Below are 19,173 nucleotides of genomic sequence, written 5' to 3' on the forward strand. Positions count from 1 at the left end.
CCACCCCACCCACCCCCGCGGACAGCGACCACGCCTGGGCCCTCGCCGACGAACTACGCGGCTACCTGCGCCGCACCCTGCCCCCCGGACGCCGCCTGACCGCCACCTTGCGGCCACCCCGTCTGTGGCCGCCTACGTCCACCTACTCGCTCCAGGCCGAGGGGAGATCAGTTGCGCGGCTCTCGTGACGGAGTGTCGAATGGGACCGGCACTCGGTCGAGAGGTCGTGACCCCCTTGGAGAGGCGATGAGGCCGTCAGTCATCGCATTGGTCATGGTCCTGATGGTCGCGGGCTGTGCGACGCCGAGGCGAGACAAGATCACGGTCGCGTGCGGTGCGAGCGAGCGATGGTGCGCGATGATGGTCAAGAGGTTCTCCGACTCCACCGGTGTGGAGGCCGATTTCGTCCGGCTGTCGAGCGGGGAGGCACTGGAGCGGATCAAGGCCGCCAAGGCGGGGCAGGAGTTCGACGTCTGGCATGGCGGTGAGGCGTCCTCCTACGTGTCCGCCAAGATCCAGGGACTGCTGGAGCCGTACAGATCCAGGAATGCCGGTGAGATCCGGCCGGGGTGGGCTGATCGGGAGAACACCTGGAGCGGGGTCTACGTCAGCGTGCTGGGCTTCTGCAACAACACCAAGGAGCTGGCCAAGCGTGGCATGCGGCCGATCGGCTCCTGGGAGGAGCTGCTGGACGAACGGCTGCGCGGCGGCGTCGCCATCGCCCATCCGGCGACCTCCGGAACCGCCTACGCCGGCCTGTGGACGCAGATGGAGCTCAACGGCCGCGATCATGACGCCGCGCTCGGCTACATGCGCCGTCTCCACCCGAACGTGCTGAGGTACAACACCACCGGCGGCGCGGCCGCCTTGCAGGCGGCCAAGGAGGAGGTGGCCGTCGGCGTCGGCTTCTCCCATGACTGCGTCGCCGCCCAGGAGCAGGGCTATCCGAACCTGCACGTGACCTTCCCGCGGGAAGGCACCGGCTACGAGCTCGGTGGCGTGGCCGTGCTGGCCGGGGCCCACAACCCCGGCAGCGCACGCAGATACGTCGACTGGGCGCTGAGCGCGGCGTCCCAGCGGCTGGGGCCGCTGGTGAAGTTCTACGCCCCGCCCACCAACATCATGGTGCCGGCGCACTCCAAGGCGGTCGACCCGGCGAAGGTCAAGCTGGTCCCCTACGATGTGGAGGTCGCCGGGCGTGCCAAGCAGGCGCTCGTCGGCAGGTTCAGCGCCGAGATCGCCCGGCCGCCCATCGCCTCTTGATCTGGGCGGACGAGCCGCGGCGCCGGCGGCTCGACCGAGCTGCCGGCGAGGACGGGCCTATGAGCACCCCTCGAACTGCGGAACCGAGATCACCGACAGGTCGATGCCCGACCTGCCGAACCACTTGTCCAGCAACATGTGCGCCGTGCCGTCCTGGTACATCTGGGTGATGCCCTGGTTGAGCTCCTCACAGCCCTCGACGTCGCCCTTGCGAACGCCGATCGACGTGCGTTGCTCGTTGAACGTCGCACCGACCAGGTGCAGGTCGACACCCGGCCGGGTGAGCAGTCCCGCCAGGATCTGGCTGTTGGTGGAGATGGCGTCGATCCTGCCGTCCTTGAGCATCTGCAGGCAGACGTCGTAGTCGGGTGCGGGGACGGCGATCGCCTTGACCCGGCGCTCCTCGATGATCCGCTGCGCGATGTTCGTGCCGCGTACCCAGCAGATCCTGCGGCCCTCCAGGTCGCGGACGTCGCGGATGACGCCCTTGTCGGCGGGCCGTACCGCGATGTCCTGGAAGTCGACGTGGTACGGCCCGGCGAAGTCGATCACTCTCTTCCGCTCCGGGGTGACCGACATGTGGGCGACGACCAGGTCGGCACGCCCGTTCGTGAGCACGGTGAGCTGGTCGCCGGCCTTGATCTCCAGCCAGCGGATCCGCTTGCCCAGCCGGGAGACGAGGTCCTTGGCCACATCGATGTCGAAACCGTCGTAGGCGCCGTCCTTCCTCATGAAACTGATCAGCGGAAGATCGGAGCGGATGCCCACGGTCAGCTCGTCCTTGTCCACGAGGGATTCCGCCCGCGCGGTGCCGCAGGCGGTGAGCAGCAGGATCAGGCAGATCAGGAGTTTTCTCACCGATACTCCCTGAGCCGTGGCCAGATGCCGGCCAGGATGAGCAGGGCACCGGCGGCCAGCCCGGCGGGGACCGATCGCCACAGCGTCTCCAGGGCTACGTCGCCGCCGTCGATGGCGCGCTCGAAGCCGGACTCACGCCGCCGGATCAGTTCCTCCAGCATCTTGTCGTACCGTTCGTAAGTCTGGGTGAGCTCGCCGTCCCAGAACTTGATCGCCGCCTCGGCCGGCATGGTCCGCATCCGTGCGTCGGCCTGCTGGAACCTCTGGTAGACGGAGAAGAGGCGTTCCCGGTCCTGGCCCGTCACGCCGCCGAGCAGTCCCTGGAAGTTCACATGCAGCTTGCTCTGGTAGTCGGGCAGGCTGGTGGCCTCGATCGCGGCGATCGTCTGGGACTTGTCCAGGAAGGTGTGTTCGTAGGTGTCCCTGCGGAAGCGGTCGAGCAGGTAACGGCTCTGGTCCCCGTACATGCTCTTACTGATGGCTCGTGCTCTCGTCAGGGTGAGCACCGAGTCGAAGCCGCGGCGCTTGGCCTCCTCCAGTGCCTGGTCCTGCCGGTTGAGCAGAACCGTGCCGATCACCAGACCGGCCGCGGTCAGCACAGTGGCGACCACCAGGGCCGGCGCGAAGACCCGGCGGAACCTGCGGTTCAGGTACGCCTGAAGGCCCAGCAGGCAGGCCAGCGCGAGCACCCCGGTGACGACGACGGCGGAGCGGGCCAGCGAGGTGGCCGAGCGCTCGGCGGCGTGCGCGCGCCTGACGATCGTGCCGGCCTCCAGGGTCAGGTTGTAGGCCTGGGGCAGCAGTTCGCGGTGCATGAGGTCTGTGGCCTTCTGATATGCCTCGACCACATTGTCGGGCATATGTCCCGCGGTGTGCTTGGACTGGACGTCCAGCAAGCGGGCCTGTGCGGCCAGCCGTTCGTAGCGGCCCAGCCCTTCGATCAGCGACTCGACCGTGCGCCGCTCCGCGGGGTTGTCGAGGGCCAGCCGGTAGGCCTTGAGCAGGTTCTCGGAGATCTCCAGCCGCCGCTGGTCATAGCTGGACAAATCGGCCTGCTGCTGCGGGCCGTACTCCCTGCCCAGCAGCAGGGTCTCCGCCACCAGCGCGTCGATCTCCGACATCTGCCGATACAGGCCCGTGGTGGCGAGCACCTGCGGCCCGGCGTCATGCCCGATGGTCTGCAGGCCGGAGCCCGTGCTCACCGCGCCGGCCAGGATCGCGGCGAGCAGCAGCACGAGCGTCAGCAGGGACAGCCCGGCCAGCGTGCGCACGCGCCCGGGGACCGACTCCTTCCGCCAGGCCCGGGGCGACACCGTCACCGTCACGGACCGCCCCGGCGGGAGATGCCGGGATCATTGGTCTGCACCGCGCCTCCCGAGATCAACTCATGGCGGAAATCGAGCATGGCCGTAGGTGCGGCACGTCCGCAAGAGGCGGTGCCGGGTCGCCGGTGGTGCGGTTCGCCCGCCCCGCGGCGCCGTCCGCCCGCCGCTCCTCGGCGCCTGGGACGACGGGCCTGTTGGGTAACCCTTCCCATTCCGCCGGGGGGCGTGGGACTCCTAGTGTCCCTGCCATGAACGCGCACCTGATCGCGGCGCAACCCGCGGTTCTCAGTGATGTCGCGGCCGTGCTCGGGGAGGCGGTCGCCGGGCTGCCTCTCACGCGGGGGGCGGCCGTGTCGGTAGGGGACGGAGCCGCGGACGCCGCCGTCCACGAGTTCACCGCCCGGTGGTCGGAGCATCTGCGGGACCTGGGCGAGGTCATGGCGGTCACCGGGCGGCAGGCACGCCTGACGGCGATCGCGTTCCGGCTGGCAGGGGGGTGAGGGACATGGACGAGGACGCGGGGATGCCGGACGCGGTGCGCCGGGCGTCCGGCGACGCGGGGGCTCGCGCGTACGCGCTCGACGGGACGGGGCGGTCGCTCGCGGCGGCACGGAGCGGTCTGTTCGGTGCGCCCGGCACGTTCACCGGGCCGTGCGCGGACCGGTTCCAGGGCACGCTGGACGGGCTCAGCGCCCGGGTGCGCGCGGCGCGCACCGCCCACGAGGAGATCGCGGAAGCCCTGCGCAGGACCGTGGTGCCGATCCAGGAGGAGCAGCGGACGCGCAGAGCGTTGCGGCAGGCCGAGGAGCGCCTCGGCGAGGCCGAGCGTGCGCTCGCCACGGCGAAGGCGTCCGGGCCGGAGGGCGGTGTGGACGCGGCGGCGGTGGCGCGGGCCGAGCGTGACGTCGAGGAGGCACAGGAAGAGGTGCGGCGGGCGCGGCGGCGGCACGAGGAGGCCGACGAAGAGAGGCGGCGGGCCGTCCGGGCACTCGCGGTGGCGTGCCGGGCCGGCACGGTGTTCGGGCCGCTGCCCGTGGCTCCCGGCATGTCCGCCGGGGCGGCGGGGGCGGCGCTGACGACTCTTCTGGGGCCGCGGCTGCAGGACCAGCATTCCCTCAAGGACCCCCGCTCGCTCGGCCGCAAAGCGGGTGGCCGCGGGGCCACGCCGCAGGAGATCCGGCGGCTGAAGCGGAACGGGATGTCGCCCAGGGATCCGATGTTCTCGCTGCTGTACGCCACCCTCAAGGACTCAGGGGCCGTGCGGCAGGGGAAGGGCTGGGCACTCGGGTACCGGGAGTACCTGGTGAAGGCCGGGGCCGGACGCGTCGGCAACAGGTACGGTGTGCGGCTCGACGCGGCGGCGGCGCTCTACGCCCTGAAGTTCGGCGGGGAGAAGGACCTGCGCGCGGGGCCGTTGCGGGGGAAGGCCGGGCTGGACGGCCGGATCGGCGGGGTCGAGGCGTCCACCGAGAACGACGTGAACTTCGGCAAGGACGGCGGCCGTGTCGCCGCCGGCGGGGAGCTCTTCGGGGGCGCGAGGGTGGGCGTGCCCGTCGAAGCCGAACTGGGCCCGGTGAAGGCCATCGCCAAGCCTGAGGCCTGGGCCGGCGCAGGCGCCGCGGCGAACCTCGACGTCTCCTTCCAGGACGGGAAGTTCAAGTTCAAGGGCGCGGCCGGACTGGCGGCCGGCCTCGGCCTCAAGGTCACCGCCGGCGGTGAGATCGACGTCGCCGAACTGGCGGGCGACGTCGGCGACGGCATCGCCGACGGCGCCAAGGCACTCAAGGGGCTGTTCCGATGAGCACCACGGCGCACGTCCCCTCCGTCCCGGTCCGCGGGACCGGGGACACCGGCGTCCCTGTTCCGGCGGACACCACGGCGGCGGCGTCCCCCGGTGCCGGGGAGGCCGGGCCTGCCCGGACGGCGGTCGCCTGGCCGAACCTCGCGTCCCCCGGGCTCAGCCCCTTCCACATCGAGGTGCCCGCCGGGTGGACGGCGGTCGAACCTCCCGGGGCGCTCATCGCCTTCCTCGGCCCGGAGGCCGGGGGGTTCCGGCCGAACGTCGTGGTGTACGGGGAGCGGCTCCCGCGGGAGGTCACCCTTGTGGAGACCGCCGAGCAGGTGCTGTGGGAGACCGGGGCCGAGACCGCCACGGGGCCGCTGGCCGACGAGGACTTCCCCCTTCACGCGATACGTGAGGCCGTCGTCAGCGTGGACGGCAGGGAACTGCGGCAACTCGTCGTGGCGACCGAGGCGGGTGATCTGTCCCCGGGTGGGCTGCGGAGCGTGTTCGCGCTGCTCGCCACCCACCTGGCGTCGCGGACCCCGGCCGACGAGCCGGTGATCGTGGACATCCTCGCGTCGTTCACCTGTAACCGTGCGCCGGTGGACAAGGACCATGCACTGGCGGTCAATGACGAATCGTCGGATCAAAGTACGAATTGAGTGCGCCACCACAGAAAGCCGGCCTCATCGGTGTCCCTAGCCACCAGGCCGTTGTTCAACGGGAGGAGCACCTTTGTCACTGCAGCTCAAGCGCCTTGGGTCCGTCTTGGCCGCGACCGGAGCCGCCATCATGCTGGCGACGAGCCCGGCCGCCGCGTTCGCACCACCGTACGACCCAGAACCCACCGGACCCTATGCCCAGCCGGTGGACGCAAACGTTCCCAAACGAGGCTGCGCGACCACCTTGTCCGACCCCAAGAACGCCACCGGCAGCATCCCGGCGGTACAGGTCATCTACGCCTGGCACGACGGCGGCGGCAACAACTACGCCACCCACGCCCAGAACATCGCCAAAATCGTGGACCGCATGGACTGGTCACTCGACGAATCCACCAACTACGACCAGCACATCAACCTGAGTTGCCGCACCGGGTACGACACCAGCACGTACTCGGGGTACGCCCAGGCGCTCGTGGTACCCGAGAAGATCGAGAACGGCGTCATCGGCGGCGAGACCCCCGTGGACGTCATATCGGCGGACCTCGCGGCGGCGGGGTACGACATCTCCAACCGCCGCTACATCGTGTTCGAGGACTTCAACGGCACGGCCAACGCCTACTACGACCCGAACAACTCCAACATCGGCGTCGCGACCGCCGACGGGTGGGCCAGCGGCACCATGCTGCACGAACTGCTGCACCTCGGCCACCCGTCCTACGTCGACCACTCCAAGGTGACCGAGACGCCGGACGTGCTGAGCTACCCGGACGTGATGTCCAACCCGTACTACGACTGGCTGCTCGACCACAACTTCAACACCTACTACGACCCGAGCGAGACCACGGCGACGTTCTACACGGGCAACTATCCCGACACCCGCCTGGTCAACGTCGCCACGTGGCCGTACTTCACCACGCCCACCTGCTGTGACGTGGGATACAGCAACGACCTGCTCACCGCGCAGGAGCGCACCATCGAGGCACAGGCGCCCTACGGCACCCCCTCGGGCTTCACCGTCTCCGGCGGCGGCTGGATGCAGGTCACCCCACCCGGACCCGACTCCGGCACCTCGGCCCGCTACTACGACGGCCGCCGCTCCCTCACCATGAACGTCCAGTCCCACGCCAACGGCTTCGTCTCCGTCACCCGCAAACCCGCGGTGACGGCGGGCCAGCGATACAAGTTCTTCGCCTGGATGACCACCTCCACCTCCGGCAACGTGCGACTGCGCCTGTCCTGGTACAACTCCTCCAACACCCTGCTGTCCACCACCGACAGCTCCCTGTACGGCCTCACCACAAGCTGGGCCGAATACTCGGTCTCAGCACTCGCCCCCGCCAACGCCACCTCCGTCCAACTCTCCGTCATGAGCCCCTCCGGCCAGACCTTCGCCTACCAACTCGACGCACTCCAGCTCAACCACTGCAACAACGGCAAGACAACCGACGGCTGCCGCCTCAACGGCTGACCTGACCCCACCCCACCGCCCGCCCGGCCCCACTCAGCCGGGCGGGCGGCGGCGTGCCGGGGACGGCGGGCTTCAGCGTGCGGGCGGCGAGCACCCACGCGAGGACCAGCACCGCCGCCTGGATCTCAAGGGCGGCGAGTGTGGGGAGCACCCCGGCCAGCACCCCGGCGAGCATCATGCCGAGCGCCTGCTGGCCGTCGGACAACGCGACGAACGTGCTCATCACCCGGCCGCGCAGCCCTTCGGGGGTCGCCTCCTGCACCAGGGACAACCACCCCGCCATCAGCCAGACGCCCGGCACCCCGGCCAGGGTGAACAGCCCGGCGTAGAACCAGATCACGGCGGTCAGCGGCGTGAGGTTCCAGATGACCAGGCTGACCAGGGCGAAGAACAACAGCCCGTGGACGAGGAACTGGCGCGCCTCCAGCCTCCTCGCCATCCGCCCGGCCGCCGCGCCGCCGAGCAGCCCGCCGATCGCCTGCACGCCGCGCAGCAGCCCCGCCTCCGCCTCCCCTCCCCCGATCAGGTCCGTCACGAACAGCAGGAACAGGATCACGAACAGCCCCTGCGCCACCGACAGCAGGCCGAGGACGAGGGCGACCGCGCGGAGCCGGGCACTGGCGCCGACGGCGCGCAGCCCGGCCGGCAACTCACGCCAGAACGCCGGGCCGGGCGCCGGGACCGGGCGCGGGGCGCCGCTCACGCCCGCCGTCACGACGAGCACGACCGTCATGACGAGCATGCCTGCCGACGTCAGCGCGACGCCGCCCATGCCGGTGAAGCCGAGCAGGAAGCCGCCCACAGGACCGCCGGCCAGCCGGCCGAGGTTGCCGCCGAGGTTGACGGCCGCGTTGGCGGCGACCAGCCGTCCCGGCGGCACCAGAGTGGGCACCAGGGCGTTCTTCACCGACTCGAACATGCCGGTGAGGCCGGCCTCGGCGGCCATCACGAGGTACACGATCCACAGGTCGCGGACGTCGCGGACCAGCAGCAGCGGTAGCAGCAGCAGGGCCCGGGTGCCCGCGAGCCAGGCCATCAGCCGCGCCGGGCTCCACCGGTCGGCGACGACGCCGGCCAGCGGCGTGAGGACCAGGCTCGGCAGCAGCCCGAGCATCGCGACGGTGGAGGTGACCAGGGCCGACCCCGTGAGGGTGAGCGCGTGGAGCGGCAGCGCGATCAGCAGGGACCATCTGCTGACCTCGGTGCAGAAGCCCGCGGCCCAGACGCAGAGGAACCGCCGCCGCCGCAGCGGATCCGGAGGTCTCCCGTTCATGGTCTCGGCTCCGATCGCGGGTCGGGGGATTCGATCGCGGGCCGGGGGCCGCCCGGGTGCCGCCGCCGGCGCGCCTGGCGGGTAGCCCGGACCGCTCCCGCTCGTTCGCGCGGCGGGTGACGGGCACTCCGCCTCCTGCGCCCGGCGTGGTCGTCGGGACGCTACCGCTCGTGCGCCCCGGGGATCGGGAAGCCGTGCAGGACGTACACGACACGCTCCACGCCGGGGCGAGGCGGGCGCCGGCGTGCCCCCGCGGCGGTGTACCTGTCGATGACCGCCTTCAGCTCGGAGTACATGCGGGCGAGTTCGTCGCTGGTCAGTTCCAGGGTGCCGTCGTTCATGAAGGCGGCGTCGCGCCAGGCGGGGTCCCAGTCCTTCTCGTGTGCCCGGAACTCCTCGATCAGCCGGAACTGCTCCCGGACGGCGCCGCCCCTCACCATGGTGGCGAGGGCGGCGGCCTCGGGGGCGTCGAGCACGCTGGAGGCGTCCCAGCCCACTCTCTTGCCGCTGAGCCGCCACCAGCGCTCCCGGCGGTCGCGGGCGCGCTCGGGCACCTCTTCGACGAAGCCGTACTGGTGCAACTGGTGGAGGTGGTAGCTCACCTGGGCGATGGGGGCCTCAACCGTGGCGGCGAGCTGCGACACCGAAGCGGTGCCGGCGTTCCTGAGCCCGTAGTACAGCCGGACCCTCATGGGGTGCGCGAACGCCTTGAGCACGGTGACGTCGTCGCCTCCGGCACCCGGCTCCCGGGGGCTCACGACGGCCGCCGGCGCGGCGGGCTGTGCACTCTCACACGACCGAACGTAAGGTCGCTACGGAGAGTTACTCAAGAATTCTTGTTCAATGTTTATTGACCTGTTATAAACGCGAAGGCGTCAGCGCTCCTTGCGGCGAAGGCCGTCCATCGCGAGGTCGAGGAGCCGCTCGGCCTGGGGACGCTGCTCGAGTGCGCGGGAGGCGAGGGCGATGCCGACGACGCACGCGAGCAGGTCGTCGGCGCCGACGTCCGGCCGCACGGTGCCGTCGGCGACGCCGGCCGCGAGCAGGGACGAAAGGGACTCCAGCATCAGCTCGCGGCTGTGGGCGCAGGGGTTGCGGCCGGTGTCGACGACGGCGCGCAGGGCGTCGGCCATGCCGTGCTTGGCGGTGGCGTAGTCGATGTACAGCCCCATCCAGGCACGGATGGCCTCGCGCGGCGTCATGGTGGCCAGCAGGACGGGGGCGGCGTCGCACAGCCGGGCGAGCTCGTTGCGGTACGCCGCCTCGACCAGGGCCTCGCGGGTCGGGAAGTTGCGGTACAGGGTGCCCGCGCCGACGCCCGCCTCCTTGGCGATCTGGTCGAGGTTGGCGTCCAGGCCCTGCTCCGCGAACACCCGCACGGCGGTGGAGAGGATCTTTTCACGGTTGCGCCGCGCGTCCGAGCGCAGCGGGCGATCCGGGTCCAGAGCGTTGACCACTCGGCGCTCCTTCCGTGTGTCCGGGAACGGGTTTGCTAAGTGGAGGCGTGTCCACTTAGCATCGAAGAAGTGGAGGGTCCTCCACTTCCATCTTAGATCGACCTCGCGCGTTCGCGGTCCCGTCGTCACGGCCGCACGTTCACGCCCGGGGAAAGGACAGCACGCGTGTCAGCACACAACGACCGGAACACCCGCGGCAACGCGCCGGAGGACCAGTCGCCGCCGAAGCCCGTCAACGAGAGAGCCGTCGTCGCCACCCTCGCCTCCACCGGCCTGGTGGCGGCGTTCATGATGACCCTGGTCACACCGCTGGTCCCCGAACTGCCGGCCATCCTCGGCGCCGCGCCGCAGGACGTGCAGTGGGTGCTGACCGTGACGCTGCTGGCGGCGGCCGTCTCCACGCCCATCGCCGGGCGCCTCGGCGACCTCTACGGCAAGAAGCGCGTCGTCCTCGTCCTGCTCGGGCTGGTCGCGCTCGGCTCGGTCATCGCGATCTTCTCGTCCTCGCTCGTCCCGCTGATCGTCGCCCGCGCGCTGCAGGGCACCGGCATCGGCGTCATCCCGATCGGCCTCAGCATCCTGCGCGACACGCTGCACCGCGACCGGCTCGGCGGGGGCATCGCCCTGGTCAGCGCCACACTCGGCGTGGGCGGCGCCGTCGGGCTGCCGCTGTCGGCCTACATCGCGCAGTACCTCGACTGGCACCTGCTCTTCGTGATGTCGGGCCTGCTGAGCGGCGTCGGCGCCCTGCTCGTCTGGCGGGTGGTCCCCTCGGGCGGGCCGCGGGACCGGGGGTCGTTCGACGTCGTGGGGGCGCTCGGGCTCGCCGCGGGCCTCGTGGCGCTGCTGCTCGGCGTGTCGGAGGGCAACGCGTGGGGCTGGACCAGCGCCGCCACGCTCGGCTGCCTCGCCGGCAGTCTCGTGATCTTCCTGGTGTGGGGCCTGTACGAGCTGCGCACCCGCAGCCCGCTCATCGACCTGCGGGTGGCCGCGCGCCGCACCGTGCTGTTCACCAACATCGCCTCGATCACGGTGGGCTTCGGGTTCTTCGGCACCGCGGTGATGTTCCCGCAGATCCTGGAGTCCCCCACCGCCACCGGCGTGGGCCTCGGGCAGAGCATGCTGGTCGCGAGCCTGTGCCTCATGCCGAGCGGCCTGGTCATGTGGGCGACCTCCCCGGTGGCGGCCCGCCTCACCAAGGCGCGCGGCCCCCGGCTGCCCCTGCTGATCGGCATCCTGCTCATCACGGTCACCTACGCCGTCAGCCTGGTGCTGATGACCGAGGTCTGGCACATGGTCCTCACCGCGATCCTCATCGGCTTCGGCGTCGGCTTCGCCTACGCCGCGATGCCCACGCTCATCATGAGCGCCGTGCCCGCCTCCGAGACCGCCGCGTCCAACGGCCTCAACGCCGTCATGCGCACCCTCGGCTCCACCGTCGCCAGCGCCACCCTCGGCGCCGTGATGGCCGCCCAGACCGTCACCGCCGGCCCGGTCACCACCACCAGCGCCACCGGCTTCCGCGTCACCTTCGTGATCAGCGCGGCCGTGACGATCGTCGGCGCCGTCTTCGCGCTCCTCATCCCCCGCCACCACCCCCCGTACCGCGACGCGAGCATCCCGGACGCCGACGACCTCGCCGCCGTCCCCGCCCCGCCCGCCGGCCGTGCCACCCTGGTCACCGCCGCCCCCCGCCGTGCCGCCCGTGGCCACCGCGGCAGGCACGCCGCCGCCCGGAACTAGGGCTCGCGCGCTTCCTCCGCCTTGCGGCGGGTCTCGGCCGCGCGGTGCGCCGCGCGGCCGTGCTCGCGTTCGGCGATCTCCAGGCGTTTGGCGAGGGACTCCTGGCGGGCGAGCGCCTCGCGGAGCCGCTCGCGCAGGCGGCCGGCCTCGCCGGTGACGTCCGCGTGTTCGCGGCGGGCCTCGTCCAGTTCCGCGGTCCACTCGGCCAGGGCGCGGGCGGCGGCGTCCGCTTCGGCGGCCGCGGCCTTGGCGCGCTCCTCCCGCTCCTTCCTGCGGCTCTCCTCCTCGCGCCGCCGCCGGTCCTCACGGGACCCGGTGCCCTTCTTCGGTGCGGGCCCTGGCTCCGGGGGGCGGCGCGGGGCCGGGCCCGCGGGGGCGAAGCCGACGTGCTTGCGGGGCTGGGCCAGGCGGCCCGCGCGCACCTCGTCGGACACGGCGGGGTCCATGGTGGCGGCGTACAGGGTCTCCTCGGCCTCCCGGGCGGCGGGCTCACGCAGGGGCCGCCCGGCGGAGGCGGCGAGCGAGGACATGGTGCGCATCAGGGTGGTGATGAGCTCCGTCCTGCGCTGGTCGAGCCCCGCCACCCGCTCCCCCGCCACCCAGGCCGCGCGCAGTTCCTCCCCGAGGTCGAGCAGGTCGTCCAGTTCGGGCGGGGCGGCACGCACCAGATGGTTGACCGCCCAGGCCGGCACGGTGGGCCGCCGCAGCACCGCGATCTCCTTGGCGAGCGCGGGATCGCCTCCCTGCTTGGCCTCGGCGGCCAGGCGGGCACGGGCGGCCGTGAACTCCTCGGGCACGAGCCCGTAGAGCTCGCCCGCCGCCGTCGCCACGTCCACACCGGCTCTTTACCCGCCAGGACTCCACCGCTCTCCGCACTTGCCGATTTATCGGCATTCAGTGGTCTAACGACAACAGGGGGCCGGGGTAGGGCGGCCGATATGACGAAGAAGAAGCAGCCGGAGGAGAAGCTCGGCGCCGGCGACGAGGTCACCTGGAGGAGCCACGGCACCACCGTGCCGGGCAAGGTCGAGCAGAAGATCACCGAGCGCACCGAGGAGGCCGGCCGGACGGTGGACGCCTCGCCCGACGAGCCGCAGTACCGGGTGCGCAGCGAGAAGAGCGGGCGGACGGCCGTGCACAAGCCGTCGGCGCTCCGGAAGAAGGGCTGAAGGGTGCCGGACGACCGGGACCGGACCGCGAAGGAGTTCCACGAGGCGGTCAACATGACCCCCGTCGAGCTGGAGCGGTGGCTGGCGACCGGCGAGTCCGAGTCCGCCGGGCAGCGGTCCGGCGACGAGGAATCGATCGGGCACCGGTCCGGCCGGCGGATCGTGTCGATCCTCCGGGAGTCGGACCGCGACCTCTCCGACGACGACTACGCGCACATGCGCAAGGTCGTGGGGTACGTGCGGCGGCACCTCGCCCAGCGCCCTGACGGGGACGTGACGGACACGCGGTGGCGCCGGTCGCTGATGAACTGGGGGCACGACCCGCTCAAATGACCAGGCGATCCGGGGCCGGCGCCACCGGCAGGGACGCGGGGGGCGCCGGATGACCCGGGCGATCCGGGGCCGGCGTCACCGGCAGGGACGCGGGGGGCGCCGGATGACCCGGGCGATCCGGGGCCGGCGTCACCGGCCGGGACATGAGGACGCCAGGTGGTCACGCGGGTCTGAGGCGGAACAGTTCCTCGGCGACCGAGACGCAGGGCGCGCCGAGTTCGTGGGAGGAGAAGATGTGGAGGTTCTCCTCGGTCTCGATCTCCAGCATGTCCCAGCGCAGGCCGTAGCGGGCGTTGCGGGCGACCCTGATGTGGGTGACGTCGCGCCAGGGCACCAGGTGGCGGGCGGCCATGCCGGTGACGACGGTCAGGCCGAGGTCGTCGGCGGCCAGGCGGACGGGGGCCAGGGTGTCGCGCACGGCGAAGCCGCCGAGCAGGAGGGCACCGCCCGCGCAGAGCAGCATGCCGCGGCGGTCCACGGCCAGCAGCACCACGGCGATCACCGCGAAGCCGGCCGCCCCCGCCCATTTGGCGATCGTGAACTCCCGCCGTACCCGCCACTGCCGCCGAACCTCGTGCATGCGTGCACGCTACCGCCACGCCGGCCCGTCCGGTTCACGCGTCCCGGCACGGCCGCCGGGTGCGCGGGTGGCGGCGGCTAGGGGATGAATCTTTCGTCTGGGACGCAGTGGGTCATGGTGAGGCCCGTCACGTCACGGGGCGGGTTCTTGCCCAGATGGGCCAGGCGGTCCTGCTCCTCCTCGGTCAGGGTCTGGCCGGGCAGGGGCTCCAGGTGGGCGACGTCCTCCGGTGAGATGCCGAGGGCGCTCCCCACGCGCAGGCCGAGGTCGTTCTCGGCCATCAGGAAGTGCCACACCATGCGCTCCTGCACGGGACGGGGGCACTGGAGCAGCGCGTTCCCGAAGTTGAGTACGAGGTCGTCGCGCTCCCACGGCTCCATCAGCAGGTAGCGCTGGCCGGCCTGCTTGTAGTCGTTGGTGCGCGGGACATTCCCGCGGGTGAGCCGGCCGGTGATCACCGGGCCCTGCTCCTTGTGGGACGGGGCGGGGGCCTCGCGGGGGCCGCCGAGGATGGACGGCTCGTAGTTGACGTGCGGGGACTCTCCCTCGTCGCCCTGCTCGTAGGCCATGAAGCCGTCCCGCTGGTTGGTGCGGACCTCGGCGTGCTTGGCGCGGTTGACCGGGAGCTGCAGGTAGTTCGGCCCGACGCGGTAGCGCTGGGTGTCGCTGTAGGAGAAGGTACGGCCCACCAGCATCTTGTCGTCGGAGAAGTCCAGCCCGTCGATCAGCACGCCGGTGCCGAACGCGATCTGCTCGCTGTCGGCGAAGAAGTTGCGGACGTTGCTGTTCAGCACCATCCGCCCCACGGGCAGCAGCGGGAAGCGGTCCTCCGGCCACGTCTTGGTGTCGTCCAGCGGGTCGAAGTCCAGTTCGGGGTGCTCGTCGTCGCTCATGATCTGCACGAGCAGCCGCCACGCGGGGTGGTCGCCCCGCTCGATGGCCGTCTGCAGGTCGCGGGTGGCGTGCCCGAGGTCCTCGGCCTGCACCTTCGCGGCGTCGGCCTCGGTCATGCTGCGTACGCCCTGCTCGGGCATCCAGTGGTACTTCACCAGGTGCGTCTCGCCGGCCTGGTTCACCCACTTGTAGGCGTTGACGCCGAACCCCTGCATGTGGCGGTAGTCGGCGGGGATGCCGCGCGGGCTGAACAGGTTGACGATCATGTGCATGCTCTCCGGCGTCTGCGACATGAAGTCGAAGATGCGGGCCGGGTCCTGCCGGAAGGTGACGGGATCGGGCTTGAGCGCGTGGATGACGTCCGGGAACTTGATCGCGTCCCGGATGAAGAACACCGCCAGGTTGTTGCCGACCAGATCCCAGTTGCCGTCCTCGGTGTAGAACTTCACGGCGAAGCCCCGCGGGTCGCGCGCGGCCTCGGACGAGTCCCGCCCGCCGATGACGGTGGAGAAACGCACGGCGACGTCGGTGCGCTTGCCGGGGGCGTTGAAGGGCTTGGCCCGGGTGTAGCGGGAGATCGGCTCGTCGCCGAGGTAGCCGGTCGCCTCGAAGTACCCGAAGGCCGTGATGCCCCGGGCGTGCACGACCCGCTCGGGGATGCGCTCGCGGTCGAAGTGGCTGATCTTCTCCAGGAAGTGGTAGTTCTCCAGCGTGGCGGGCCCCCGGGCGCCGACGGTGCGCTGGTGCTGGTTGTCGTATATGGGATGCCCCTGCCGATCGGTCAGCACCGGGCGCTCGTCACCCGGCCCGGCTCCCCTGTGCGGTGTCGCGGCCATGACGGCGTGTCCTTCCTGCCGCTGGTGGGATTTGGTCATCCCATGTCCGCCAATCGGTTGCGATAAGCCCACGAAAAGGTCAGAGAGGTAGATCTTTCGCGTGTGTCCCCATCCACCGGACGCACCCCTGGTCAACGGCGGCATATGGCGCCACGCACGGCCCGTCCGCCGCACGAAGCCGCCCTCCGCGGGACAGCGAACCCCGCCCACGGCATCGAGAAAGCGTCAGGAACTGGTAGGAAGGGATGCACGCCTGCCATGAAACCCGCAGGCCGAAGGAGTTGATCATGCAACATGGGGCCGAGCCGCAACCGGGGCTCGTCGTCTCAACCCACAAACGAGACGGCTTCATCATCGTCAACGCCGGAGGGGATCTCGACTACCGCTCCTCGGCCGCGCTACGGACGGGGCTCGCCACCGCCTGGGACGCCCCCGGGATCACGACGCTCGTCCTGGACCTGACCGAGGTCGCCTTCTGCGACTCCGTCGGCCTCAGTGAGCTGATCAGCGCGCTCCGGCACAGCCGCGACACCGGCGTGCCGCTCCGGGTGGCCGGCGTCCAGGGCACCCTCCTGCGCATCCTGACCATCACCGGCCTGACCGAGTCCTTCGACATCTACGACGACCTCGACGCGGCGCTCGGCCGCGTCCCCGGCGGGCAGGGGCCGGACGGCGGCGCCGCGGCGCCGGGGCCCGAGGCCGGGGACCGGCAGGCTGTCGACGGATCGCCCTCCGCCGTCACCGAATGGCGCCTCCGCCCGCCGGACCCGGGAGACCTCGTCCCGGCCACCTGACGATCAGAAGCGGACCTCGTACTCAGGGGAACGGCGGCGGCCGGGCTGGCCCGGCTCGGTGACCGGCTCCACCTTGCGGATGTAGCCCGCGCCCTCCAGCAGGTCGAGGGCGGGCACCATCGCCGCGACGGTCTTGAAGCGGCGCGCCATGCGCCGGAAGACGTCCCGCCGCCGGAACCGCTCGGCGCCGATGCGGCGCAGGCAGTCGAGCAGCGCCCTTGCGTCGTCGGGCAGCGCGTCGTCGGAACGCACGGGCGGGGCGACCGAGATGATCTGCATCCGAGAGGCGCTCTCGTTCCTGATCCGGGAGATCTCCAGGATCAGGTCGTCCAGGTCGACCAGCATCCGGGTGGCGGCCCGGAAGCGTTCGAAGTCGTCCTGGATCGTCAGCAGGCGCTCGGTCTCCTGGCGCAAAGCTTGTCGCATGGCTGAATAATGTCATTTTTGGCATTTATGGCAACACCTCGGCGGGAGACCCGGGTGACAACTTCTCCCACCCCCACGGTCTCGGCGGCCTCTGCCCGGCCCAGGGCCTCGCCGCCGGACCGAGCGCCACCGTGGACGAGCGGCACGCGCCTCACCCCGGCGGAGCCGCGGGCGGGGCGCCACCACCCCGACCCGTCCCGCTCAGTCGTCGGTGCGGGCGGTGGTGCCGTCCGCGCCGGCGGGGACGGGCGGGGGCGGCTCAAGGGCGTACGCGACGGCGGTCTCGACGTCCAGGGTGCGGCCGCTCTGGAAGGCCGCGGTGAAGGCGGCCGCGCCGAGGCCGGTGCGGGCGAGGTCCTCGGTGGCCTCGCGGACGTCGTCCGGCGGGGAGATCGACACGCGCAGCCCGAAGCTCAGCTCGATCAGCTCGCCGACGCCGAGGAGCCGGGCCGCGCGCTCCATGTCGCGGCGCCGCGCGGCCGCCGCGGCGAGCGCCGACACGGCCGTCGCCATGCCGAGGCTGTCGCGCAGCAGGTGCTTGGCGCGCAGGGACGCGCGGAAGAACCGGGCGGCCGACGCCGCGTCACCCTCCTCCAGCTCGATGAAGCCGCGCACCCAGTCGCCGGAGGACCGCATCCAGATGTCCCCGAGCGAGTCGCAGAGCGACCGGTGCCGCCGCAGCCGGGCCAGGGCCTCCTCGCGGCGCCCGAGCCGCGCGAGCACGTACGCCTCCCCCACCAGCGCCGTCGCGAGCCCGGCCCCGAGGTCGCCGCCGTCCTCGTGGGTGCGCCTGGCCCGCTCGAACATGCCGAGCGACTCCGGCAGGTACCCCCAGCGCATGCCGGTGGTGGCGCAGCACGCGGTGGCCCAGCCGGCGGACGCGCGGTCCAGCTCGGAGAACGACCGCGTCATGCACTCGGTGGCGAGGTCGTTGGCCTGATCGAGGTCGCCCTGCACGTCGGCGAGCCAGGCACCCACCCACAACGCGCGGTTCACCCCCGCCCCCGGCGGCACGTCGGGCGCGTGGGACAACGCCGCCCGCAGGTAGCGGCGCCCGTCGGAGACGAAGCCGCAGGCCATCCACAAGTACGCGAGCCGCCCCGCCATCTCGACCCCGGCCGCGTGCTCGGCCGGGTCGCCGAGGGAGAAGTCGAGCGCGGCCCGCAGGTTGGGCAGCTCGTGGGTCATGCGGGTGTGCCAGTCGACCTGCGCCGGCCCGAACCACTCGCGGTCGAAGCGCCGCGCGAGGGCCAGGTAGTGGTCGCGGTGCCTGCGCCGGGTCTCGCGCTCCAGCCCGAGCCGCCGCAGCCATTCGCCGCCGTACTCGCGCATCGTGTCCAGCATCCGGAACCGCACGGCCCGCCCGGACACCGCGCGGTGCACGATCGACTTGTCGACCAGCCGCAGCAGCACGTCCTCGACGTCCTCGCGCCGCACGCCGCCGCCGGAGTCGGGGTCGGCGCACACCTCCTGCGCCGCGGTCAGGTCGAAGTCGCCGGTGAAGATGGACAGGCGGGCCCACAACATCCGTTCCACCGGCTCGCACAGCTCGTGGCTCCACCCGATCGCCATGCGCAGCGTGCGGTGCCGCCGCACCGGCGTGCGGGTGCACCCGGACAGCAGCCCGAAGCGGTCCTCGATCCGCCCCATGATCTGGTCGAAGGACAACGTGCGCAGCCGGGTCGCGGCGAGCTCGATGGCCAGCGGGATGCCGTCCAGCCGCCGGCAGAGCAGCGCGACCTCCGGCGTCGGCACGAACCCCGGCATCAGACTGGCCGCGCGGTCCGCGAACAACGTCACGGCCTCCGGGTGCTCCCCGCCCGCGGCCCCCTGGGACCGCTCGTCGATCGGCAGCGGCTGCACCTGGTACGTCGACTCCCCCGCGACCCCGAGCACCCGCCGGCTGGTCACCATGATCCGCAACTCCGGCGTGGCCTCCAGCAGCCCGCCCACCAACGGCGCCGCGCTCTCCACCAGATGCTCACAGGTGTCCAGCACGAGCAGCGACCGCCGGGACGCCAGGAACTCCCGGAGCGCCGCGTCCGCCGTCAATCCGGCCTTCCCCGGCACCTGGAGCGCCGAGCAGATCGCCTGCCCGAGAAGCTCCGGCTTGCGCACCGACGACAGTTCGACGAACCATATCCCCCCGGGAAACCGCGCCCGCAGCCCACGGGCCACCCGCAGAGCGAGCCGCGTCTTCCCCACGCCGCCCACCCCCGTGAGCGTGACCAGGCGCGATCCGTCCAACGCCCGCACGACCTCGGCGGCTTCTTGTCGCCGCCCGACAAAACTCGTCACCTCCGCGGGCA

20 protein-coding genes are annotated in these 19,173 nt (G+C 71.7%); 10 read left to right on the forward strand and 10 right to left on the reverse strand.

What is annotated here, in order from left to right; all coding sequences use genetic code 11:
• On the forward strand, nucleotides 1-188 hold a 188-nt coding region (locus tag ABGB17_RS29375; RefSeq protein WP_347635289.1), incomplete at its 5' end, for a hypothetical protein.
• A 94-nt stretch (nucleotides 189-282) separates the two neighbouring features.
• The gene (locus ABGB17_RS29380; RefSeq protein ID WP_347635392.1) at nucleotides 283-1,263 is read left to right on the forward strand and encodes an ABC transporter substrate-binding protein; all 981 of its coding nucleotides are present in this window, start codon (nucleotides 283-285) and stop codon (nucleotides 1,261-1,263) included.
• Nucleotides 1,264-1,320: 57 nt separating this feature from the next.
• On the opposite strand, the gene ABGB17_RS29385 is transcribed toward ABGB17_RS29380, so the two are convergent.
• Both ABGB17_RS29385 and ABGB17_RS29390 read right to left on the reverse strand, forming a co-directional pair.
• A complete protein-coding gene (locus ABGB17_RS29385) occupies nucleotides 1,321-2,121 on the reverse strand; it encodes a transporter substrate-binding domain-containing protein (protein WP_347635291.1) in 801 nt (266 codons plus the stop codon).
• Nucleotides 2,118-3,446 (reverse strand): hypothetical protein, encoded by a 1,329-nt coding sequence (locus tag ABGB17_RS29390; protein ID WP_347635293.1) that lies wholly within the window; start codon nucleotides 3,444-3,446, stop codon nucleotides 2,118-2,120. The genes ABGB17_RS29385 and ABGB17_RS29390 overlap by 4 nt, the downstream gene beginning before the upstream one ends.
• 248 nt (nucleotides 3,447-3,694) lie before the next feature.
• Here ABGB17_RS29390 and ABGB17_RS29395 point away from each other — a divergent pair, with 248 nt between their 5' ends.
• The 4 genes from ABGB17_RS29395 to ABGB17_RS29410 all read left to right on the forward strand — a co-directional run bounded on the left by ABGB17_RS29395 (nucleotide 3,695) and on the right by ABGB17_RS29410 (nucleotide 7,359).
• Nucleotides 3,695-3,946, forward strand: coding sequence for a hypothetical protein (locus ABGB17_RS29395; protein WP_347635295.1), 252 nt, complete (start codon nucleotides 3,695-3,697; stop codon nucleotides 3,944-3,946).
• Between the two features lie 5 nt (nucleotides 3,947-3,951).
• Nucleotides 3,952-5,247: a hypothetical protein gene (locus ABGB17_RS29400; RefSeq protein WP_347635297.1), complete on the forward strand. Its 1,296-nt coding sequence runs from the start codon at nucleotides 3,952-3,954 to the stop codon at nucleotides 5,245-5,247.
• The gene (locus tag ABGB17_RS29405; protein WP_347635299.1) at nucleotides 5,244-5,891 is read left to right on the forward strand and encodes a hypothetical protein; all 648 of its coding nucleotides are present in this window, start codon (nucleotides 5,244-5,246) and stop codon (nucleotides 5,889-5,891) included. Before ABGB17_RS29400 ends, ABGB17_RS29405 begins: the two co-directional genes overlap by 4 nt.
• 205 nt (nucleotides 5,892-6,096) lie before the next feature.
• On the forward strand, nucleotides 6,097-7,359 hold the full coding sequence (locus tag ABGB17_RS29410) for a hypothetical protein (protein ID WP_347635301.1): 1,263 nt from the start codon (nucleotides 6,097-6,099) through the stop codon (nucleotides 7,357-7,359).
• On the opposite strand, the gene ABGB17_RS29415 is transcribed toward ABGB17_RS29410, so the two are convergent.
• The 3 genes from ABGB17_RS29415 to ABGB17_RS29425 all read right to left on the reverse strand — a co-directional run bounded on the left by ABGB17_RS29415 (nucleotide 7,349) and on the right by ABGB17_RS29425 (nucleotide 10,089).
• Complete coding sequence (locus ABGB17_RS29415) at nucleotides 7,349-8,632, reverse strand: MFS transporter (protein WP_347635303.1); 1,284 nt, start codon at nucleotides 8,630-8,632, stop codon at nucleotides 7,349-7,351. The genes ABGB17_RS29410 and ABGB17_RS29415 overlap by 11 nt on opposite strands.
• Before the next feature lie 161 nt (nucleotides 8,633-8,793).
• Nucleotides 8,794-9,390 carry a helix-turn-helix domain-containing protein gene (locus tag ABGB17_RS29420; RefSeq protein WP_347635305.1) on the reverse strand — a complete coding sequence of 199 codons (597 nt, stop codon included), beginning with the start codon at nucleotides 9,388-9,390 and terminating at the stop codon, nucleotides 8,794-8,796.
• Between the two features lie 117 nt (nucleotides 9,391-9,507).
• Nucleotides 9,508-10,089, reverse strand: a complete 582-nt coding sequence (locus ABGB17_RS29425; RefSeq protein ID WP_347635307.1) for a helix-turn-helix domain-containing protein — start codon at nucleotides 10,087-10,089, stop codon at nucleotides 9,508-9,510.
• A 165-nt stretch (nucleotides 10,090-10,254) separates the two neighbouring features.
• On the opposite strand from ABGB17_RS29425, the gene ABGB17_RS29430 reads away from it, so the two are divergent.
• Nucleotides 10,255-11,832: an MFS transporter gene (locus tag ABGB17_RS29430; protein WP_347635309.1), complete on the forward strand. Its 1,578-nt coding sequence runs from the start codon at nucleotides 10,255-10,257 to the stop codon at nucleotides 11,830-11,832.
• On the opposite strand, the gene ABGB17_RS29435 is transcribed toward ABGB17_RS29430, so the two are convergent.
• Complete coding sequence (locus tag ABGB17_RS29435; RefSeq protein ID WP_347635311.1) at nucleotides 11,829-12,668, reverse strand: hypothetical protein; 840 nt, start codon at nucleotides 12,666-12,668, stop codon at nucleotides 11,829-11,831. The two genes, ABGB17_RS29430 and ABGB17_RS29435, sit on opposite strands and share 4 nt — an antisense overlap.
• A 102-nt stretch (nucleotides 12,669-12,770) precedes the next feature.
• Between ABGB17_RS29435 and ABGB17_RS29440 the strand changes: the two genes are divergently transcribed.
• Both ABGB17_RS29440 and ABGB17_RS29445 read left to right on the forward strand, forming a co-directional pair.
• The gene (locus ABGB17_RS29440; RefSeq protein WP_347635313.1) at nucleotides 12,771-13,001 is read left to right on the forward strand and encodes a DUF2945 domain-containing protein; all 231 of its coding nucleotides are present in this window, start codon (nucleotides 12,771-12,773) and stop codon (nucleotides 12,999-13,001) included.
• Between the two features lie 3 nt (nucleotides 13,002-13,004).
• Nucleotides 13,005-13,334 carry a DUF3140 domain-containing protein gene (locus ABGB17_RS29445; RefSeq protein ID WP_347635315.1) on the forward strand — a complete coding sequence of 110 codons (330 nt, stop codon included), beginning with the start codon at nucleotides 13,005-13,007 and terminating at the stop codon, nucleotides 13,332-13,334.
• 160 nt (nucleotides 13,335-13,494) lie between these two features.
• Here the strand turns inward: ABGB17_RS29445 and ABGB17_RS29450 are convergent, their stop codons facing one another.
• A complete protein-coding gene (locus tag ABGB17_RS29450; protein ID WP_347635317.1) occupies nucleotides 13,495-13,914 on the reverse strand; it encodes a PH domain-containing protein in 420 nt (139 codons plus the stop codon).
• Nucleotides 13,915-13,991: 77 nt separating this feature from the next.
• Entirely contained in the window at nucleotides 13,992-15,644 is a 1,653-nt protein-coding gene (locus ABGB17_RS29455) for a catalase (RefSeq protein WP_347635394.1), read from the reverse strand.
• A 287-nt stretch (nucleotides 15,645-15,931) separates the two neighbouring features.
• On the opposite strand from ABGB17_RS29455, the gene ABGB17_RS29460 reads away from it, so the two are divergent.
• Complete coding sequence (locus ABGB17_RS29460; RefSeq protein ID WP_347635319.1) at nucleotides 15,932-16,438, forward strand: STAS domain-containing protein; 507 nt, start codon at nucleotides 15,932-15,934, stop codon at nucleotides 16,436-16,438.
• Between the two features lie 3 nt (nucleotides 16,439-16,441).
• Here the strand turns inward: ABGB17_RS29460 and ABGB17_RS29465 are convergent, their stop codons facing one another.
• Together ABGB17_RS29465 and ABGB17_RS29470 are read right to left on the reverse strand one after the other, a co-directional pair.
• Entirely contained in the window at nucleotides 16,442-16,864 is a 423-nt protein-coding gene (locus ABGB17_RS29465; protein ID WP_347635321.1) for a hypothetical protein, read from the reverse strand.
• Nucleotides 16,865-17,065: 201 nt separating this feature from the next.
• Entirely contained in the window at nucleotides 17,066-19,162 is a 2,097-nt protein-coding gene (locus tag ABGB17_RS29470) for an AAA family ATPase (RefSeq protein WP_347635323.1), read from the reverse strand.
• Between the last annotated feature and the right edge of the window lie 11 nt (nucleotides 19,163-19,173).

The sequence above is a fragment of the Sphaerisporangium sp. B11E5 genome (assembly GCF_039871875.1).
Lineage (GTDB): Bacteria > Actinomycetota > Actinomycetes > Streptosporangiales > Streptosporangiaceae > Sphaerisporangium.